Here is an 18,165-nt window from a genome sequence, read left to right as displayed (position 1 = left end):
GAGAAAGTGAGGCGACCAGTGCGCCGCGGCCGAGCCAGCGGCGTACGGCAGCCCCTGGCAAGCGTGTGCGGAAGGGGGATGGGGACACGTGATTCCCTGGATTCGAGAATGGGCAGGAGCCGCTCCGGGGGCAGGGCCGATTCCGGAGCGGAGATCTGGAAGGTGCGGAGAGGCCGGGTGGCCGGGCGGAGGTCCCGCCCGGCCACCCGGGAGCTGACTACTGCTCGGTATTCCAGCGGTCGGCGATCACGCTGGTGGGCGTAGCGCCGGACCAGACGCGGACGCTGTCGACCGTTCCGGGGAAGTAGCGCGTGGCAACCCCGTCGATCTTCGCCCGGCCGACCTCGAATGCCCCACTGCCCTGCCATGGAGCCGGGAAGGACACGCCGTCCTCGGCGCCCATGCGTGCGCTGTCGACGTAGAGGATGAGCGAACCGAGCATCGGGCCGCTGGGGGTGTCGACTGCCGTCTGCGCGTCGTACACGACCGTCAGCATGACGGGAGCGCCGTTGAGTTGAGCAGCGTTGACTGCGTCGGACTCGTTCTTCGTCCAGATCGCACCGGTGCCGTCCTTGTCCGGGCGGCCGAAGGTCCAGCGCCCCTGACTGCTCCCGGCCGGCTGCTCGTACCAAACGCCCCATGAAGACTGGGTCGCCCCGGACTGCCCGAACACCTGCACCGCGTACGACTTGGTGGTGTCGGCGAACTTGGCGGGGTCCAGCGTCACCCAGGCGGTCGCCGTGAACGAGCCGGTGTCGTCCACGATCGGTCCGGTCGCCGAGGCATAGGCGCTTGTGCCGTTCAGCTGCATCGTCTGCCTGGTCGTGCCGGTCTCGCCGGTGTCCGGGTCTGCACCGGTCGTGATCTGGGCCAGCGTTGCCCCGCTGAGGTTCAGATCGCGGCCGAAGCCGCTGGTGTTGTCCTTGATCGTGGTGCCGGTCGCGTTCACCGTGTCGGTGGCATCCCACTTGGCGACGAGCGCCGGCACCGGATCGCCGGAACTGCCGTCGCTGAGGTCCTCGTCCTCGAAGCGGGCGTCCTGGACGACCTCCGCATCAGCGAGGACCCGGGACCAGACGTGGACCTCGTCGATGAGCCCGTTGAAGTACTCGACGTAGCCAACACTGTTGTGGAACCTGCCGATCTGGAGCGGTCCGGTCGCCGCCCAGGGCGTGGTGAAGGCCACAGGCGCTCCCTGGGGACGGCCGTTCACATACAGCTGCACTGTCTGGCCCACAGCGTCGTAAACACCGGTGAGGTGGGTCCACACCCCTGCCCCAGGGGCAGCGAGGGAGGTAGAGCGGCTCGCCGTCGGGGTAGCGACATCACTGTTGTAGCGGGAGAAGGCGAAACGCTTGCTTGTGGCCGAGTAGTGCAGCGCGAAACCCGACAGCGTAGTGGCTTGCTGAGAGATAACGGTCTGGCTGCGGGAGACGTCCGAGAGCCGGACCCAGGCGGAGACGCTGAACGACTTGGTCGTGTCCACCACCGGCCCCGACGACTGGGCATAGCCCGTGGTGCCGTCCAGCTTCAGCGAAGCCGGTCCTCCACGGCCGGGAGCGTTGTACGAGGCCCCTGATCCGTTGGACAGCGGATGGGGCGTGGCTGTGGTCGTGGAATCGTTGCCGTTGCCGTCGAAGTGCCACACACCCGAGGGCTTCGCACCAGCGTTGACGAGAAAGCTGTAGTAGCCGGTGAGCGAGCTGTGGCCGGCCGCGTCGTAGCCCCAGACCTGGATGGTGTTCTCACCGACCTGGTTCGGAGTGATGTTCGCCTTTCCGGCCGTGCCCTTCGGAACGGTGATCGGCGCGGACACCTCGCCGCTGTTCAGGCGCCACTTGTAGCTGACGACGTCCGACTGGATGCCAGCCACAGCGGGGTCTGTGTCAGCCGGCGTGAACAGGAACTCGCCCGTCACACCCACACCATCCGATCCCTGGCCCGTCTCAGCAGGCTGGTAGCGGCCGTCCGAGCTGGACAGCACCGGAGGCGGCGGGGAATCGGTGTCCACCCGGAAGTAGCACCAAGAGGACCAGGCTGAGTCAAGAACTCCTGACACACCACGGTCAGTCATGTAGTACGCCTGTGTCTTGGCCCGCAGTTTGTAGTCCGTCTGCGGGGCGAGCGCGGAGGACGTGGCGTCACGCACCGCGTTGTCCGCCACCCAGGCGCCGTCGGGAGAGATCGCCCACCAGGCACGGCTGGAGCCGTCCGCCTTCCAGATCTCGAACATCGCACGCAGTTGCGCCTGCGATCCGTCCACCGACTGCACCGTGCCATACACCTTCGGGGTGGTGTCGCCGGTGACCTGCGGCACGGTGGAAGTCCCGCACGCCTTGCCGCTCGTGCCGTCCTGGACCTTCGCCTCGGTCGGCGCCGAGGGGTACGAGATGTACGTCACCGACAGCTTCGCGTCATTGCGGAACCGTGCCCAAGCGGCGGCGTCGGACTCGTCATGCGCGGTCAGCGAAAAGGTGATCTCAGCCTGCTTGTTAGCGGCGTAGGACGCGAGGGTGGTCGTCAGGTTCTCGTTGGTCTCCCCGCCGGAGACGTTGTCGCTGAAGCGCACCCAGTCCGCCGGCTGAGAAGGGCTGCACAAGGTGCCCCGCCCGTAAGCGACATTCCGGTCGCCCATCAGGTCCACCCCCGTGGGGCGGGTCGACCAGGTGGTGCTGGAGGAGATGCCCTTGTCCACGCGGGTCAGGTCATACCAGTGCGGATCGCAGGTGAAAGTCCACACCTGGTACACCTCAAGCGTCGCGTCCAGGACCTTCTTGCCGTGGATCGACGACAGCGGGTACTCGAAGTACATGCGCTGGGTGTACGGGCTGCTGGAGCAGAGGTAGCCGGCGTAGTTGGAGCAGCGCCCCACGCCCTTGTCCCCGCTGAACTCCCAGTACTTGGTGCCGTTAGAGGCGAGAGCGGTCCAGTCGCCCAGCGCGATGCCCTTGGTCGGCGGGTCGATGTAGAGCGGGAAGACGGTGTCCTCGCCGTGGAGCAGGGCCGGATCGGGCGTGATCTCCAGGGTGGTGTCGGTGACCCTGAGCGGGAGCTCGGCCTCCGCGTCACCGCTGCCAGGACCCTCCGAAGGGATCGGTTCGCCCTCGGCTGCGGGCAGTGGGGCCGCCTCCGTCGTCTCCGGCTCACCCTCGGCCTCTGCCTCTGTCGAAGAAGCAGTGCGGGCGAGTTGCGTGGTGACGCCGGTCGCGGCCGGGGTGTCACCGGCCGAGTCCCACATTCGCCCCGCCGGGCTCTCGAAGACCGGGGTGCCGTCGCCGTCGCGCGCGACGAAACCCCCGTCAGCCGTCGGGGCGATGTCCAGGCCGACCCCGGAGACGGACATCCTGATCGTCGCGAGCGCCGGGTTCTTCGCCGCCTCTGCAGTCTTGACCACGAGCACTGAGGTGTAGCCGGTGCTCAGCGCGGTCAGCTTCAGATCGACGTCCGGGAGGACTCCGGCGTAGGTTGCGGTGTCGCCGTCGAGTCCGGGCTTGGGGAGCGCGGTGGGCCAGCCGAGCTTCAGCTCCTGCCCCTCGTCCTGCAGCGTGACCAGGCCCTTCCCGCTGCCGCCGCCCGAGAAGGTGAGATCCGCCGTCGTGTTCTTCGCCCGTACGGAGCCGTCGGCATCGCGCACGAGGGTCGTGTCGATGGGTGCCCAGGCGCCGTCGTCCTTCCGGGCACGGACCGGAGCCGCGTTCGTCTCCTGCGTGAAGGTGCCGTCCGGATTGGCGAAGACCTGCGACGACTCGGTGGTCGCCGTGTCCACGGCCACCCGCTTGCCAGTCTTCGCCGCGAGAGCACTCGCCTCCGACTCCGGAGTCTTGTCAGCCGCTACCGAGGTCGCCCCGTCATCGGCGAGCGCCGGAGTCGCCCCGCCCCCGACCATCGGAACCCCACCCCCCAGGAGCGTGACCGCTATCGCCCCGCTCCGCACCGCCTGGCGCCAGCGGCGCCTCCGATTTTGCGTAAACACGCCCCCACCCATCCCCTTTAACTTTTCATTACAGCTGTGAGGATCATGTGTGGATTGATCATGTTGGTCAATGGTGTCGCGCATCACACTGAGCTCTTGTCAGCTTGCCGGTAACCCGCTGGTTGGGCTGATGAACCGCCACCGAAGAACCTCCTGGTAGACGGCGTCACGACCAAGATCCACCGATCTCCAGAAACTTCGCGTTCCTGACTACTCGCCAGCGATCGATCCGCCCACCACGCACCTGCACCACCCCACCCGTCAACTGGCCGCGTGTCGAACGGAGATCGGCTGCCGATGGCGTCGCCTCACGCCGGAGCGGCAGACCCCTGCCCGTAAGGAAGTCCGCGCCTTGGCAAAGCAAGCCTTGCGCCTCGTCAGCGCGCAGATCTCATGAGACAGCACACTTGAGCGGCGACGCGTAACCGCTCACCGGCCGCACCGACGGCGCCGGACGGTTGGCGCGAGTACGGCCAGTGCCTCGGCCTGGGGGGCCGCTATTGGCAGGTCAGTCGCGCGGATTGGCCATCAAGTCCTCCTCGTCGTCGATGGCATTGGGCTCTTCGTAGGCGGGTGCGGGCAGACGTGCTCCCTGGCTCTGTGCGATCCGGTGCACATTCACCAGCGCCTCGGTCAACTGCATGGCCAGCAGGTGAAGTTCCCCAGGCGTCCACGCCCGCTCGGCAAGGACCTGCTGCGCTTCCTCGATGAGATCACCGGCCAGGCCGAGTTGAGCCGCCTCCACGTTGTCGGCGAGGCGCGACATGAATCCGACGCCATCACCGGAGAGATAGCACGGCTTTCCCTCCGGCCCCGTCCACGGCAAGAGACGTACCTCGTCAATCAGGCTCATCACGCGGTCACCTCGACTCCGTGGATCAGCCGGGGACCGATATCGATGCCTTGCACCGCCAGCCACAGTTGTGCACGCCGCCGAGCCCGCTTCCAGCGAGCCTCCCGCAGCTTGCGCACTACAACGTAAGGGCGGACGATCCCGATCTCCTCACCCCGTAACGGCCAAACGGGCACGCGCGGCAGGCCCTCGGCCGGGGCGTCCATGTGGTCCCTGATGGATCGGCGGTTTGATCTGCGATGGCGACCCTGAATGGGCAAGATGAACCACAGCAGCGGCTCGAAGATATGGGCGATACGGTGCGGCATGTCGACGCCTCCAATCGGCGTTGGCCAAGCCCCGGACCGGTCGAGCGGTCGCGGGGTACGGACTGGTGGTCAGCCTGCCGACCGGCAGCGCAGGTGAGTTGCACCGAACTGTGCATCTCCCATGCGCCGTGAGGTGCTAGACCCCCACCCACTCCGCGTACTCGGTCAGCGAGCCGTTGCGAGCCCGTTCGCGCCGCTTGAGGGCCAGCACCGTCTCCCGCACGGTGGGGTGGTAGCGCGTCTGCTGCGGCGCGATGCGTCGGGCGCGCTGCAGGCAGTCGAGTGCCTGGTCCGGGTGCCCTGCCCAGGTGTGCGCCCTGCCAAGGTCCATCCAGTGGTGCCCGGCCCGGGAACGGGTCCAGTCACGCGGAATCCGTACATCCTTGGCTAGTTCGATGGCCAGGCCGAATTCGTCCATCTCCGATGCCATGGCCACAGCGTGGACCCCGACGTTTGTCGGCCCCCAGGTGACGCCGTAGTCGGGCAGCTCACCGGTCTCCGCGGCGAGAGCGCGGGCCTCGGCGAGTCGAATCTCCGCATGGTCCCGGTCCTTCGCGCGGCCTGCGATCACCGCCGCCCGAAGGTGCAGCATGCCTCGCATAGCCGACAGGCCCGCCGGACGCCGGGCGTCCTGACCGTCAAGATCCCGCAGGGCCCGGTCGACTACGCGCATGCCGACGTCGTACCGTCCAGAGGACAACGTGGTCTGTGCGCGGAGGAAGGAGTACATGGCCACCAGGCCCGGCTCATCAGCATGCGGCGCGGTCCACGCCAACCGGTCCAGCGCGACCGTGGCGAGGTCGATGAAACCGAACTTCCACGCCACGGTGAACACACAGCGGAAGGCTCCCGCCAGGCACTCGTATGCCTGCCGCTGCTCCTCCCCGGTGCTGGTGTGAACTGCCTGGACTGACTCGTCGATCAGGCTCGGCAAGTCGCGCACCATGTCCGTGTACTGCGCCTGACGGCGCTGGACGAGAACTCGTTGGACATCGGCTCGGATGAGCGCAGACGGACGGGGCGCCGTCTCCCATTCGAGGGCGACATCCCAATTCTCCATACCCTCACGGATCGGCTGTATCAGCGCATCCATGCGGTCGCGGCGCAGCTCTTCGGCGTAAGGCTGGCCCAACAGATCGGACGTGGTGACACCCAACGCGCGAGCGCAGGCCGCGATGAGAGCCGGGGACGCAGGCTTCTGCCCGCACTCGACCTTCGACAGCAGGGATTTGGAGACGTTGGCACGCAGAGCCAGCCCCTGTTGCAGCAGGCCCCGTTGCTTGCGGATGCGGGCGATCCGAGCGCCGGTGTGCTCGTCAATGCTCTGCGGCACGATGAACTCCGTTCTGCGGCAACACTCAAAACCGTACCCCCGAAAGCCGGCCCCCGATCCGCCGAACGTTGATCGCTGCGTCTCCGGGCCTTGTGGCCATCCGCCCCGGGAGATTGACCGCGAGGCACTCGCCCGACTTAGTCGAACCATCTAATCGATCAAGGCCGCTGTCCCGGGGTTAAGGTTCGCCGACGGACTCAAACAGTTGTCCGTTCTACGAAGGGTCTGGGGAGGCCCTTGGAGGGGATCAGTCATGCCTGCAGGCAGATGGAGACGCGCTCGCCCATGGAGCGTTCTGGTGGGTGCCGCATTGATGGCAGGAGTGGTTTCGACTCCGGCCTTTGGCGTGGAGGACGACCCGGTGCCCCTGGCGCCGCGGATCACCAGCAACGGGCCCTACACCGAGTGCACGGCGAATGACTGCGTCGGGCAGGGCGAGCCCGGGCTGGCCGGGATGTTTACGTTTCGGCCCAACGTGGCGGACATCGATGCGGAGACGGGGAGCACGGATGTCACGGGCTACCGCGTGAGGTTGCAGAGCGAGTTCGGAGCCACAGAGGTCAGTGGGGCCGAGCCGGCGCCGTACGCCGTGGTGCCGAACGTTGACGGTCCTCAGGTTCTGGAAGTGCAGGCCAAGGACTGGGGTGGTCGGTGGGGCACACCCGCCTACTTCGCGTTCAAGGTGAAGCCGGCCTCGGGCGCGGTCGGGCAGTGGCAGTTCGCCGACCGTCCTACGGACCCGGCGGTGACCACCACGAAGGACTCCGCCACCGAGGGCACGGAGCGCCATGACGCGACGCTCAAGGGTGGCGCGACATGGTCGGACCGGGCACGGCGCGGTAGGGGTGACTATTCGCTCAGCCTGAACAGCACCAACCCGGACAAGGGGAAGGCGTACGCGGCGACGGCCGAACCGCCTGTCGATACCAAGGGGTCGTTCACCGTCTCCGCCTGGGCATATCTCGCCGATACGAGGTCCGATCAGGTTGTGCTCTCGGCTCCCGGGGCGCGCGAAGCGGCATTCAACCTGCGCTACTCCGCCGAGCACAAGAAGTGGGCCTTCGGCCGTGGCGCTCAGGACGCCGACGGCACGGCGGACATCGTCTCCTACGGTGATGCGGCGAACCCGCCGGGCGGCGTCTGGACGCACCTGGCAGGGGTGTTCGACACCAAGAGGGACACGGACAAGACGAACGACACCGTCCAACTGTTCGTCAACGGCCGCCCCCAGGGCCAGCCGGTGAATCTCTCCGCCCAGGCTGCGGCGTACGAGCCGTGGTCGTCCGCCAAGGGCCTTCAGATCGGCCGGACCAGGGCTGACGGCAGGTACCAGGGCTACTTCCACGGCTATGTCGACGAAGTGGCCGTCTGGCAGCGGGCGCTCAGGCCGGTGGATGTTCGCGAGGTGTCGCAACTCGAGACCGAGGGCGGGCCCGCCACCGCGCTCGTGGCGGACTGGAACGCCGGGCCCGCCGTTGGGAGTGAGATCAAGGACGTCAGCGGCTACGGCCGACCCGCCCTCGCCCTGTCGGCAGCGGGGGCACAGCTCCGGGCGGACGAGGCGGGGCAGAGCATGCTTGCCCTCGACGGAGTGCAGGGCTACGCCGCAGCCGCTGGTCCGGCGGTGGACGAGACCGGTTCGTTCACGGTGTCGGCCCGGGTGCGTGTGGACAGTGCCGAGTGGGCGGCCAAGCCGATCGGTTACCGCGGAATCGTGGCCGGCCAGAAGCTCGAGGGCGAGTCGTCCTGGGCGCTCGTCCTCACCAAGTTCGACACCGACGTCTCCGCGTGGAGCTTTGTGCGGACAGCTGTGGACGCGGCCGGCAACGTCACCGAGCGAGTCGAGGTCCAGGCCGACGACGTGATGGGGGACTTCGACACCCCGATCGATCTGACCGGCATCTTCGACGCGGCAGCGACCACCCCTGGTGATCCGGACGCGTCCGGCAGGCTCAGGCTCTTCATCGGAAGCACCCAGCAGGTGACAAGCCCGCATGCGGGACTCACGTCGCAGGCGCAGGGCACGGGTGAACTGGCCGTGGGCCGCGGCGTCGACGGCGGCACCCTGGCCCACTACATCCCCGGCAGCCTGGACCGACTGCGTATCTGGAGCGGTGCGTTGTCCGCGGATGGGCTTGCTACCGAACTGCCCTGAGGGAGCCACGGGACATGGATCGGGGCTCCTGCCAGGCGGCAGGGCCCCGTTCTATGTCTCGCCGCCGGGCAGGGGCTCTCGTCAGGACGGCATCAGCGCGTGCAGCCTGGACTCCAGGTCCGTTGCCGCGGTCCACGTGAATGCTTTGCCCGCACGGTGCTTGATCAGCAGGCCGCCCGGTTCCAGGCCGGTCAGGTCCTGGCGGGCCGTTTCGTACGCGACGTTGTGCGCTCCGGCGTGCGAGCGGATGGTGACCGCCGCGTCCGGGTTCTTCAAGGCGTGATTGAGGAGCGCGACCTGCCGGTGGTTGAACGTCGTGGGGGCGTTGGTGATCTTGCGCTGCAAGTCCCGCATCTCGTGGGTCTTTCTGCCCAGGTACTCGTGCAGTCGCGTGACGGAGTGCCGGAGCACCTCCAGTTGATGGAGATGGAAGTACGTCAGGTCGTTCTCGTCGTCCTCGGTGTGCAAATAGCTGAGCGCGTACTTCACCGGTGCGCTCTTGAGGATGGGGGAGATAGCGACGAACTCCGTGAGCCAGTACCCCTGATTGAGCATCGACCAGTAGAAGAGAGCCCGGGCGGTGCGGCCGTTCCCGTCCTCGAAGGGGTGGTCGTAGCCGATCATGAAATGCAGGGTGATGGCGCGCAGGACGGGCGGGATGTAGCCGTCGCCCAGCTCACCGTTGGCGAAGTGGCAGAGCCGCTCGACCCTCTCGGGCAGGGCTGTCGCGGCAGGCGGAGTGTGGAGCAGCACGCCTGTGTCCGAGAAGACGCCGATGCGTTCCTCGCCCGGAAGCTGGAAACGGCCCGACGCGCCGGGGTTGTCGAGGGTGCCGTCGGTGACGACTCGGTGGATCTCGCAGATCAGCTCCGGTGTCAGCGGGGCGTCCCGCAGCTCGCCGATCATGCGCATGGCTTGGTAGTTGTTGTAGATCATCAACTCGTCGCGGTCGCGGGGGCGACGTCCCGCGCGAAGCATCTCCTTGGCCACGCGGCGGGTGGTGGACGCGCCTTCCAGCTGGCTGGAGTTGATGGCTTCCTCGATGAGGGAGCTGATGAGGTAGCGGTCGCGAGTCGCCGGGTTCGCCACAGGTTCTTCGATGGAGATCTGTCCGGCCGTGTCCCGGCCCACCGCTTCCAGTGTTGCGAGCACCACATCGGGCAGCGCGAAGGTGAATGGCCTGCCCGATGCGTCAGTCAGCGGCAGTTCCCGTTGCATCTGGCGGCGGGTGAACTTGATGCCGGTCCACCACTCCTCGTGGGTGAGGCCCGGAGGCGGAGTCTTGTGCCTGAGCCGGTCCCAGGGCAGGTAGGGGTCCGCGGGGCCGGCCCCCGGCTTCTGAAGGATCTGGGACAGCGCGCTGGGGCCGGCCTGGAGGGCAGCCGCGATCAGGGCATCCGCGTCTGGGGGCGGCATGGGACGCTTCATGAAGGGGCCCTCCGTGAGTGTCGGGCATCTACCAATGATCTACTAGTTTCTCCCAGATTAGTACTTGGTAGGTCCCAGGTGCTCCCAGGTTGGTACTTCGCCTCAAGGATCCGGGCATAGAAGAGGGCCCTGCCGGACGGCAAGGCCCTCTTTCTACGTACCGCTACTTCGACATGTTCGCCTGCGGCCCGATCGGTGTCGCCGCCATCGACTGCGGTGACGTCGTCGACGCGTACGCCGAAGGTGCCGCCATCCCCGCCGTCGGGTCCGTCGTCGCCGTTTCCTCCGGCACCGGCGGGAGGCCGCCCACGATGCGGATGCCCGCCGTGTCGAAGGCCTGCTTGATGCGCCAGCGCAGCTCGCGTTCCACCGCGAGCGCCTTGCCCGGCATCGTCTTCGCCGAGACCCGGACCGTCATCGAGTCCAGCAGGACCTCGTTCAGGCCCAGCACCTCGACCGGGCCCCACAGGCGCTCGTTCCACGGCTCCGACTTCGCCAGTTCCTCCGCGACCTCGCTGATCACCGAGCGGATGTGGTTCAGGTCCTCGGTCGGGCGGACCACGACGTCCACCGCGGCCGTCGCCCAGCCCTGGCTGAGGTTGCCGATGCGCTTGATCTCGCCGTTGCGGACGTACCAGATCTCGCCGTTGTCGCCGCGCAGCTTGGTGACGCGCAGGCCCACCTCGATCACCTCTCCCGAGGCGACGCCCGCGTCGATGCTGTCCCCGACTCCGTACTGGTCCTCCATGATCATGAAGACGCCGGAGAGGAAGTCGGTGACCAGATTGCGCGCGCCGAAGCCGATCGCGACGCCCGCGACGCCCGCCGATGCCAGCAGCGGTGCCAGGTCGATCTTGAAAGCACCCAGGATCATCAGGCCCGCAGTGCCGAGAATCACAAAAGAGGAGACCGAGCGGAGCACGGATCCGATGGCCTCGGAGCGCTGACGGCGGCGCTCGGCGTTGACCAGCAGGCCCCCGAGGGCTGTGCCCTCCACGGCCTGGGCGGAGCGGTTCATCCGCTCGATCAGCTTGGTCAGGGCGCGGCGCAGCAGCAGCCGCAGCACCAGCGCGACCAGCAGGATCAGGGCGATACGCAGGCCGGTGTTCAGCCACGTGGACCAGTTCTGTTCCACGTAGCCCGCGGCATCTCCTGCCTGCTTGGCGGCCTCGTCGAGCGAGCCCGGCTCGGTAGACGGGCCGGTGGCCAGTAGGACGGAAAGGGGCACGAGGGGAACCTCCAGGCATTGCGGTGGCAGACCAACCACCCTAACGGGGCATCCGGTGTGCTCCGTTGCGGTGTTCGAGGGAGAGACGAGGCTCACCCGGGGATGAACTGGTCGATGGCATGTGGTTCAAAACACCTCGAGCCCGTTACCTGTACGTGGTGGCGCTCGGACCTGGCATGAGGAGACACTGAAGAGCAGATCGTCCCGGCGCGAGCCACGCGCCGCCGGCGTACAAGGAGGCATCCACCGTGCCGCACGTTCTGGTCCTCAACGCGTCGTACGAGCCGCTCGGCGTCGTACCGCTTCGCCGCGCGCTCATCCTCGTCCTGGAGAACAAGGCTCTCTGCCTCGAGGAATCCGGCGCCTTCATGCACAGCGCGACCCGTGTCATCGCCGCACCCAGCGTCGTACGGCTGAAGCGGTTCGTGCGGGTCCCCTACCGGGGGCCCGTTCCTCTCACCCGCAAAGCACTCTTCGCCCGCGACGGCGGGCGCTGCATGTACTGCGGTGGCGTCGCAACCAGCGTCGACCATGTCATTCCGCGCAGCCGTGGGGGACAGCACGCCTGGGACAACGTGGTGGCGGCCTGCCGCCGCTGCAACCACGTCAAGGCCGACCGGCATCTGCGCGAGCTGGGGTGGCGGCTGCACCAGCACCCCGCCCCGCCGAGCGGGCTCGCGTGGCGCATCATCGGGACCGGGCATAGGGACCCGCGCTGGCTGCCCTACCTGCAGCCGTACGGCGCGGACGACGCGATGGCCCGGATCGACGGCATCTCTGCCTGAGAACGGGTCCTTTTTGTTGGCGGAAGGGCGCTGGTTCGTCGGCGAAAGGGCGCTGGATCGCGCGGTCCTGCGCCCTTAGGTTCTGGGGCGGCCCTACTCCGCTACCGCGTACGCCTCCACCGACCACAGTGAGTAGCCGTACTGTGTCGCCCGCGCCTCGCCCTGGACCCGGACGAAGCGGGTGTCGCGGCTGTCCATGCGGACCGTTTCGCGCCCGCCCCTGCCGTCGCCCACCGTCGCCGCCGAGCGCCAGGTGCGGCCGTCGGCCGAGACCTGGATGCGGTACCTCGTCGCGTACGCGTCCTGCCAGTGCAGGACGACCCGGCCGACCCGCGCCGGACGGGCCAGTTCCAGCTGCCACCAGGCGCCGTCCTCGGGGGGTGAGGACCAGCGGGTCTTCGGGTCGCCGTCGATCGCCGAGGCCGCCGGGAAGTCGGCCGTCTCGTCGCCGGACGAGGACGCGAGGGTACCGGCGGCCCGCGCCAGGTCGGGGCCCCCGGTGCGGGGGAAGGCGCGCACCGTCAGGGTGCGCTCCTCGCCCGCGAAGGACAGCGGCACCTGGTACTCCCCGGCCGGTGTGCCCTCCGGGACGGTGACCTCGACCGGCACGGTCGTCCCCAGCCCCCGCGGCACCGTCGTCTCCTTCGGCACCGTCACCTTGATGCCCGGCGGGGCCTTCGCCGTGAGCGTGCCGCGCACCTCGGCCGGGCGGCGCGCGGTCAGCTGGACCCCGGCTTTCTGGGGGCCGCCGCCGATCTCGGCGTCGGCCTCGCCGCGTACGAGATCGAGGCCCGCAAGGGGCTCGTCCGCGAACCAGGGCACCACGGACCGCACGGTGACGGGCCGCTCCCCGGCGGACGTGATCCGTACCCCGTCCACCCGCAGGCCCTTGGCGTCCGCCTGGGTCCAGCCGCTCGCCGAGAGCGGGCCGAGCAGGCGCCAGCCCTCGCCCGGAACGTGTGCTTCCAGGCTGCCGGATCCCGCGCCCGCGCCGACGGATCCCGCGCCGCCTGATCCCGCGCCCGCGGACGGCTCCGTCATCGCGGTCACGGCCACGACGGGCCGCGTCCGGACCAGCCACACCGTGTCCTCGCCGGCCGTCTCCTTGAAACGGTCCGAGCCCGTCCACGCCGCCGACTCCTTCGCGGCCCGGTCCAGGAAGGGGGTGAGGACGCCCTTGCCGACGGTCGCCCGGCTCGCCCTCAGTTCCGTACGCAGCGGCTCCAGGTCGAGCGAGGCCCGCCAGGCCGTCTCGCCGGCGCCGCGTGCCTGAGCCTGGAGCATGTCGACGGAGAGCTCGCCCGCGCGGCCGTAGCGCGCCAGCTGATCGAGCCACGGCCGTATCTCGTCGTCGAGGCGCCCGTCAGCCGACTGCTTCAGCCGTTGCGGGGCCTCGCGCATCACCGTGAACGCGGCGCGCAGCTCGGCCGCCGCCCGGTCCCTGGCCGCCGTGTCCCTCGTCGTGCGCGAGCGCCAGAACTCCTTCAGCAGCGGTTGCAGATAGCCAGACTCGGTGGGGCTGAGGATCGAGGAGGAGTGGTTCGCGGCCAGCGCGGTCAGCGCCTCGCGAGTCCTTCCGTCACCGCCCGCGAGATCGTTGATGGCGGCTTTCCAGGACTCCTGGGGTCGGTAGCCCTTCGGGTTCCATGCGTAGTCGGCGGCGGTGAACAGCGGGATTCGGGAGGCGGACGCCTGCTCCATCGCGTTGGCGAGCAGGGCTGCGGAGCCGGTCGCGACGGCGGGCTCGCGGCCCGTGTAGGGGCCGAGGAATATGCGGTCCTGGGCGTAGTCGTTGACCGGGTAGTTGTCCATGGTGACGAGCGGGTGCCTGAACACAGTGCGGGCACCTACCAGTTCGCTTCCGGTGATGGTGCGGGGCACCACGCCGACGCCCGTCCACGCCACCTGGACCCGGCCGTCCAGCTCGTCGGCGAGAGCGCGCCGGTAGTCGGTGGCCCCGTCCTGGTAGAACTCCGTCGGCATCAGGGACAGCGGCTCCGCGCCCGGATGCCGGTCCGCGAGATGCGCCGCCACCGCGCCCGCGACCCGCGCCTGAGCCCTCGCAGCCGCCTGCGGTCCCGAGCCGAAGGTGTCCGCGTCCTTGCCGCAGTGCCACTCGCTGTAGCTGACGTCCTGGAACTGCAGCTGGAAGGCGCGTACACCCAGAGCCCACATCGCGTCGATCTTGCGGGTCAGCGCCTTGATGTCGCCGCCGTCGGCCAGACACATCTCCTGCGCGGGTGCGACGGCCCAGGCGAGCACGACGTGGTTCTGCCGGGCACGCTCGGCGAGTTCACGGAACTGGGCTCGTTGGCCGGCCGGATACGGTTCGCGCCAGCGGGCCTGCCGGAAGGGGTCGTCGCCGGGCGCGTACAGATAGCGGTTCTGCTTGGTGCGCCCCATGAAGTCCAGCTGTGCCAGCCGCTGTTGATGGCTCCACGGCCGGCCGTAGAAACCCTCCGTCATGCCGCGTACGGCCGTGCCCGGCCAGTCGCGGACGAGCACTCCGGCGACGGTCCTGTCCCTGACGAGCTGCCGCAGCGTCTGCACGCCGTGGAAGAGAGCGTCGTCGCCGACGCCGTCGAGCGCGATCGTGTCGCGGCCCTGCACCCGGCCGACGGCGATCCGGTAGCCGCCGGAGGGGAGATCGGCGCGTTCGCGTGCCCGCAGGGCGCGCAGTGCGTCCTGCGCGCCGCTCCCGCCCATGCGTATGACGGGTCCGCGGCCGGGCAGCTCACCGTGCACGGTCCTGACGCCGGACTCGTGCAGCAGCTCCTTCAGGCGCTGGACGGCGTACGGATCGGCGACACGGTCCGCGACGACGGTCGCCTCGTCGCCGAGCGGTACGGACGGGCCGGCCGCGCGCATCGTCTGCGGGCGCGGCCATACCGCGGGAAGCGCCGCCTCGCCCTCGGGGTCCTGGGCGGTGCCCACGGGGGAGCCGGGATCGTCGGGGGCCGCGACCGCGCCGTGCGCGCCGCCGAGCAGGCTGCCGATGACAGCGACCGCGACGGCTGTCGCGGTGCGCCTCCTGCGCGTGAGCCGCACGCCCGCCCCCTCGTCTCGCCGTAGCTCCGGTCTCGATCCGGTCTCGTTCCGGTTGGTTTCGAGCCCACCACCCCCGTACTGAGGGTGTCAATGCGGGTGGCCGTTGTGCGCCTTTTGCCTGAGGGGATGGGCGTTTTGATCCAACTGCCGCGCCGGGAACGGAATGTGATGCGGAACACGTTGACGGATCATGTACGTCTGCGGTCGCGCCCGCTGGGTAGGGCTGCTGTGTCCCGCTACCGTCCGTCTGGAGTGACCACCATGCCCGCGTCCGCACACCTTCTGCTCTCTGCCCTGTCCAAACAGGTCCCGGGTCCCGGCCCGCTGACCAGTGAACCCCCGCTCGCCGACGCCGCACCGCTGACCAGTGAGCCGCCGCTCGCCGAGGCCGCCCCCCTCACCAGCGAGCCGACGGCCCCTGGCACGGCAGGCGGCACGGAGTCCCCTGGAGTCTGAATGGGCCTTGCCCGGCTCGCCGCACTGCACGGAGTCGCCACCGCCTACGCGCCGTCCGAGGGCCTGAGCGTCCCCGTCCCCGACGCCACGGTCGTCGCGGTCCTCGCCGCCCTCGGCGTCGACGCCTCGACCCCCTCGGCGGTACGGGACGCGCTGGCCCGCGCCGAATCCGCCGCCGCGGAGCGGCTGCTGCCACCGACACTCGTGCTGTGGCCCGAGGGCGATGGCCCGGCGCCCCTGACCGCGCTCCCCGCGGACACGGTCCTGCGGGTCGAGACGGAGGACGGAGCCGAGCTCGCCCCGCAGCCGGTGGCGGAGCCGGGACAGAGTTGGGGGGAACTCCCCTACGGCGTCCACCAGTTGTACGCCCGGGCCCCCGACGGGCGCAGCGCCCGCTCCACCCTGGTCGTCGCGCCCGGCAGAGCACCGCAGCCCGAAGGCCGTTCCTACGGCTTTCTCGTACAGCTCTACTCCCTGCTCTCCGCCCGCTCCTGGGGCATGGGCGACCTCGGGGACCTGGCCGAGCTCGCGACCTGGTCCGGACGGTCGCTCGGAGCCGGTTTCGTGCAGGTCAATCCGCTGCACGCGGCCGTCCCCGGCGCGCCCACCGACCCCTCTCCCTACCGGCCCTCCTCGCGGCGCTTCCCCGACCCCGTCCATCTGCGGATCGAGGACATCCCCGAGTACGCGTACGTCGGCGCCCGCGACCGGCAGCGGCTGGACGAGCTGTGCGAGAAGGCGGCCGGGCTGCGCGAATCGGTGCTGCGGAAGGGCGCGTTGATCGACCGCGACGCCGTCTGGGCTCTCAAGCGCGAGGCCCTGGAGATCGTGCACCGCGTCCCGCTCGGGCCAGGCCGCCGCGCCGACTACTGCGCCTTCCTGGCCGGGCAGGGCCAGGCCCTGGAGGACCACGCCACCTGGTGCGCCCTCGCGGAGGTGCACGGCCCCGAGTGGCACAGCTGGCCCGCCGCCCTGCGGGACCCGCACTCGCCACAGACGGTCCGGGCGCGGTACGAACTGATGGACCGGGTCGACTTCCACAGCAGGCTCGCCTGGCTGACCGACCGGCAGCTGGCCGCCGCAGGGCGGGCCGCGCGCGAGGCGGGCATGGGCGTCGGCATCGTCCATGACCTGGCCGTCGGTGTGCATCCCGGCGGTGCGGACGCCTGGGCGCAGCGGGACGCCTTCGCGGCCGGCATGTCGGTCGGCGCGCCCCCGGACGCGTTCAACGCCCACGGCCAGGACTGGGGCCTGCCCCCGTGGCGGCCCGACGTCCTGGCCGGGTCCGGTTACGCCCCGTACCGCGGACTGCTGCGCGGCCTCTTCCGTAACGCGGGAGCGCTGCGCATCGACCATGTGATGGGCCTGTTCCGCCTCTGGTGGGTCCCGGAGGGGAGCCCGCCCACCGACGGTACATATGTCCGCTACGACGCCGAGGCCATGCTCGCGCTTCTCGTCCTGGAAGCCCACCGCGCGGGTGCCGCCGTCATCGGGGAGGACCTCGGCACGGTCGAGCCGGGTGTGCGCGAGGCCCTGGCGCGCCGGGGGGTGCTGGGCACCTCGGTGCTCTGGTTCGAGCGCGACTGGGCGGGTACGGGGCGGCCGCTGCCGCCCGAGCGGTGGCGCGAGGACTGCGTGGCCACGGCGACCACCCACGATCTGCCGTCCACGGCCGCCCGGCTGACCGGCGAGCATGTGGCGCTGCGCCACCGCCTCGGCCTGCTCGCCGGCCCCCTGGACCGGGAGCGCACGGACGATGCGGCGGACGTCGCGGAATGGCTGGACCTGCTCGGCGGTCTCGGCCTGCTGCCGGAGGGCAGTGGCGACGAGGAGGGGCAGATCCGCGCGGCGTACCGCTTTCTGTTACGCACGCCAGCCCGCATGGTCGGCGTCTGGCTGCCGGACGCGGTGGGCGACCGCCGCCCGCAGAACCTGCCGGGCACCTGGGACCAGTACCCGAACTGGCGGCTGCCGGTCGCGGACGCCGACGGCCGGCCCGTCGGCCTGGAGGAGCTGGCGGCCTCGCCCCGGCTGCGGGCGCTGATGGAGGTCTTCGGCCCGGATCGCGCAGCTCGCCCGGAACCCCGCCCGGAACCTTGCCCCGACCCGGGCCCCGGCCCCGGACCTCGTACGGCACCCCCGGACGCGCGGCCGTGACAGCCGTTCGCTACGTTGGCACCGTGGACAAGAAGAACGCTTTGCGCGCCGGCGCCGTCGCGGCCGGTACGACGCTGATGATGCTGCTCCTGTCGTCGCCCGCGCTCGCCCTGACCCCCGACGACGGCGACGACCCGGGCCAGGGCCTGAGTGTGGCCGAGACGGTGGGCCTCTATGTGGCCGCGCCGCTGGGACTCTTCGTGCTGATCGCGGGTCTGGTGATGGTGCTCGACAAGTCCAAGAAGCAGGGCTGACCCAGCTCTCGGCTTCAGTCGGACTTCCCAGGGCGCTCCAGGGGTGTGAACGCACCCCCGGGGCGCCCTTGTCATGCCCCGATGTGTCGCGGTGGCGTTCGGCGCGACTCTGTTCGGCCAGGTCCGGAAGGCCGGTCAGTCCTCGCCGATTTTTCAGCCGCATCCCGCTGCCGGCGGACCCGCTGGA

At 69.7% G+C, this 18,165-nt stretch carries 12 protein-coding genes; 5 read left to right on the top strand and 7 right to left on the bottom strand.

Features of this window, described 5'->3' with window-relative positions; all coding sequences use genetic code 11:
* Window positions 1-217: 217 nt before the first annotated feature.
* The 4 genes from FBY35_RS30680 to FBY35_RS30665 all read right to left on the bottom strand — a co-directional run bounded on the left by FBY35_RS30680 (window position 218) and on the right by FBY35_RS30665 (window position 6,467).
* The gene (locus FBY35_RS30680; protein ID WP_142217198.1) at window positions 218-3,886 is read right to left on the bottom strand and encodes a LamG domain-containing protein; all 3,669 of its coding nucleotides are present in this window, start codon (window positions 3,884-3,886) and stop codon (window positions 218-220) included.
* A 595-nt stretch (window positions 3,887-4,481) separates the two neighbouring features.
* Window positions 4,482-4,826 (bottom strand): hypothetical protein, encoded by a 345-nt coding sequence (locus FBY35_RS30675; protein WP_142217197.1) that lies wholly within the window; start codon window positions 4,824-4,826, stop codon window positions 4,482-4,484.
* Window positions 4,826-5,134 (bottom strand): hypothetical protein, encoded by a 309-nt coding sequence (locus FBY35_RS30670; protein ID WP_186357106.1) that lies wholly within the window; start codon window positions 5,132-5,134, stop codon window positions 4,826-4,828. Before FBY35_RS30670 ends, FBY35_RS30675 begins: the two co-directional genes overlap by 1 nt.
* A 136-nt stretch (window positions 5,135-5,270) precedes the next feature.
* Window positions 5,271-6,467, bottom strand: a complete 1,197-nt coding sequence (locus FBY35_RS30665; protein WP_142217196.1) for a helix-turn-helix domain-containing protein — start codon at window positions 6,465-6,467, stop codon at window positions 5,271-5,273.
* 298 nt (window positions 6,468-6,765) lie between these two features.
* On the opposite strand from FBY35_RS30665, the gene FBY35_RS30660 reads away from it, so the two are divergent.
* Window positions 6,766-8,622, top strand: coding sequence for a LamG domain-containing protein (locus tag FBY35_RS30660; RefSeq protein WP_160159355.1), 1,857 nt, complete (start codon window positions 6,766-6,768; stop codon window positions 8,620-8,622).
* A gap of 81 nt (window positions 8,623-8,703) precedes the next feature.
* Here the strand turns inward: FBY35_RS30660 and FBY35_RS30655 are convergent, their stop codons facing one another.
* Window positions 8,704-10,050, bottom strand: a complete 1,347-nt coding sequence (locus FBY35_RS30655) for a Fic family protein (protein WP_142217194.1) — start codon at window positions 10,048-10,050, stop codon at window positions 8,704-8,706.
* Between the two features lie 163 nt (window positions 10,051-10,213).
* Window positions 10,214-11,278, bottom strand: a complete 1,065-nt coding sequence (locus FBY35_RS30650) for a mechanosensitive ion channel family protein (protein ID WP_142217193.1) — start codon at window positions 11,276-11,278, stop codon at window positions 10,214-10,216.
* A 248-nt stretch (window positions 11,279-11,526) separates the two neighbouring features.
* Between FBY35_RS30650 and FBY35_RS30645 the strand changes: the two genes are divergently transcribed.
* Window positions 11,527-12,063 carry an HNH endonuclease gene (locus FBY35_RS30645; RefSeq protein ID WP_142217192.1) on the top strand — a complete coding sequence of 179 codons (537 nt, stop codon included), beginning with the start codon at window positions 11,527-11,529 and terminating at the stop codon, window positions 12,061-12,063.
* 93 nt (window positions 12,064-12,156) lie between these two features.
* Here the strand turns inward: FBY35_RS30645 and FBY35_RS30640 are convergent, their stop codons facing one another.
* Window positions 12,157-15,111, bottom strand: coding sequence for a beta-N-acetylglucosaminidase domain-containing protein (locus FBY35_RS30640; protein ID WP_142217191.1), 2,955 nt, complete (start codon window positions 15,109-15,111; stop codon window positions 12,157-12,159).
* 261 nt (window positions 15,112-15,372) lie between these two features.
* On the opposite strand from FBY35_RS30640, the gene FBY35_RS30635 reads away from it, so the two are divergent.
* The 3 genes from FBY35_RS30635 to FBY35_RS30625 are packed head-to-tail and all read left to right on the top strand — an operon-like array spanning window position 15,373 to window position 17,978.
* Window positions 15,373-15,567 (top strand): hypothetical protein, encoded by a 195-nt coding sequence (locus FBY35_RS30635; RefSeq protein ID WP_142218250.1) that lies wholly within the window; start codon window positions 15,373-15,375, stop codon window positions 15,565-15,567.
* On the top strand, window positions 15,568-17,724 hold the full coding sequence (gene malQ, locus FBY35_RS30630) for a 4-alpha-glucanotransferase (RefSeq protein ID WP_142217190.1): 2,157 nt from the start codon (window positions 15,568-15,570) through the stop codon (window positions 17,722-17,724).
* Between the two features lie 23 nt (window positions 17,725-17,747).
* Window positions 17,748-17,978 carry a hypothetical protein gene (locus FBY35_RS30625; protein ID WP_142217189.1) on the top strand — a complete coding sequence of 77 codons (231 nt, stop codon included), beginning with the start codon at window positions 17,748-17,750 and terminating at the stop codon, window positions 17,976-17,978.
* Window positions 17,979-18,165 lie beyond the last annotated feature (187 nt).

This window comes from Streptomyces sp. SLBN-118 (assembly GCF_006715635.1).
In the GTDB taxonomy this organism is placed as follows: Bacteria; Actinomycetota; Actinomycetes; order Streptomycetales; family Streptomycetaceae; genus Streptomyces.
This window is presented reverse-complemented; position numbering and strand designations above follow the sequence as displayed.

What these genes read in the sequence shown, in the direction of transcription:
- FBY35_RS30680 (WP_142217198.1), bottom strand. Translation starts at nt 3,886, where the DNA reads ATGGTCGGGGGCGGGGCGACTCCGGCGCTCGCCGATGACGGGGCGACC.
- FBY35_RS30675 (WP_142217197.1), bottom strand. Translation starts at nt 4,826, where the DNA reads ATGAGCCTGATTGACGAGGTACGTCTCTTGCCGTGGACGGGGCCGGAG.
- FBY35_RS30670 (WP_186357106.1), bottom strand. Translation starts at nt 5,134, where the DNA reads ATGCCGCACCGTATCGCCCATATCTTCGAGCCGCTGCTGTGGTTCATC.
- FBY35_RS30655 (WP_142217194.1), bottom strand. Translation starts at nt 10,050, where the DNA reads ATGAAGCGTCCCATGCCGCCCCCAGACGCGGATGCCCTGATCGCGGCT.
- FBY35_RS30635 (WP_142218250.1), top strand. Translation starts at nt 15,373, where the DNA reads ATGCCCGCGTCCGCACACCTTCTGCTCTCTGCCCTGTCCAAACAGGTC.
- malQ (WP_142217190.1), top strand. Translation starts at nt 15,568, where the DNA reads ATGGGCCTTGCCCGGCTCGCCGCACTGCACGGAGTCGCCACCGCCTAC.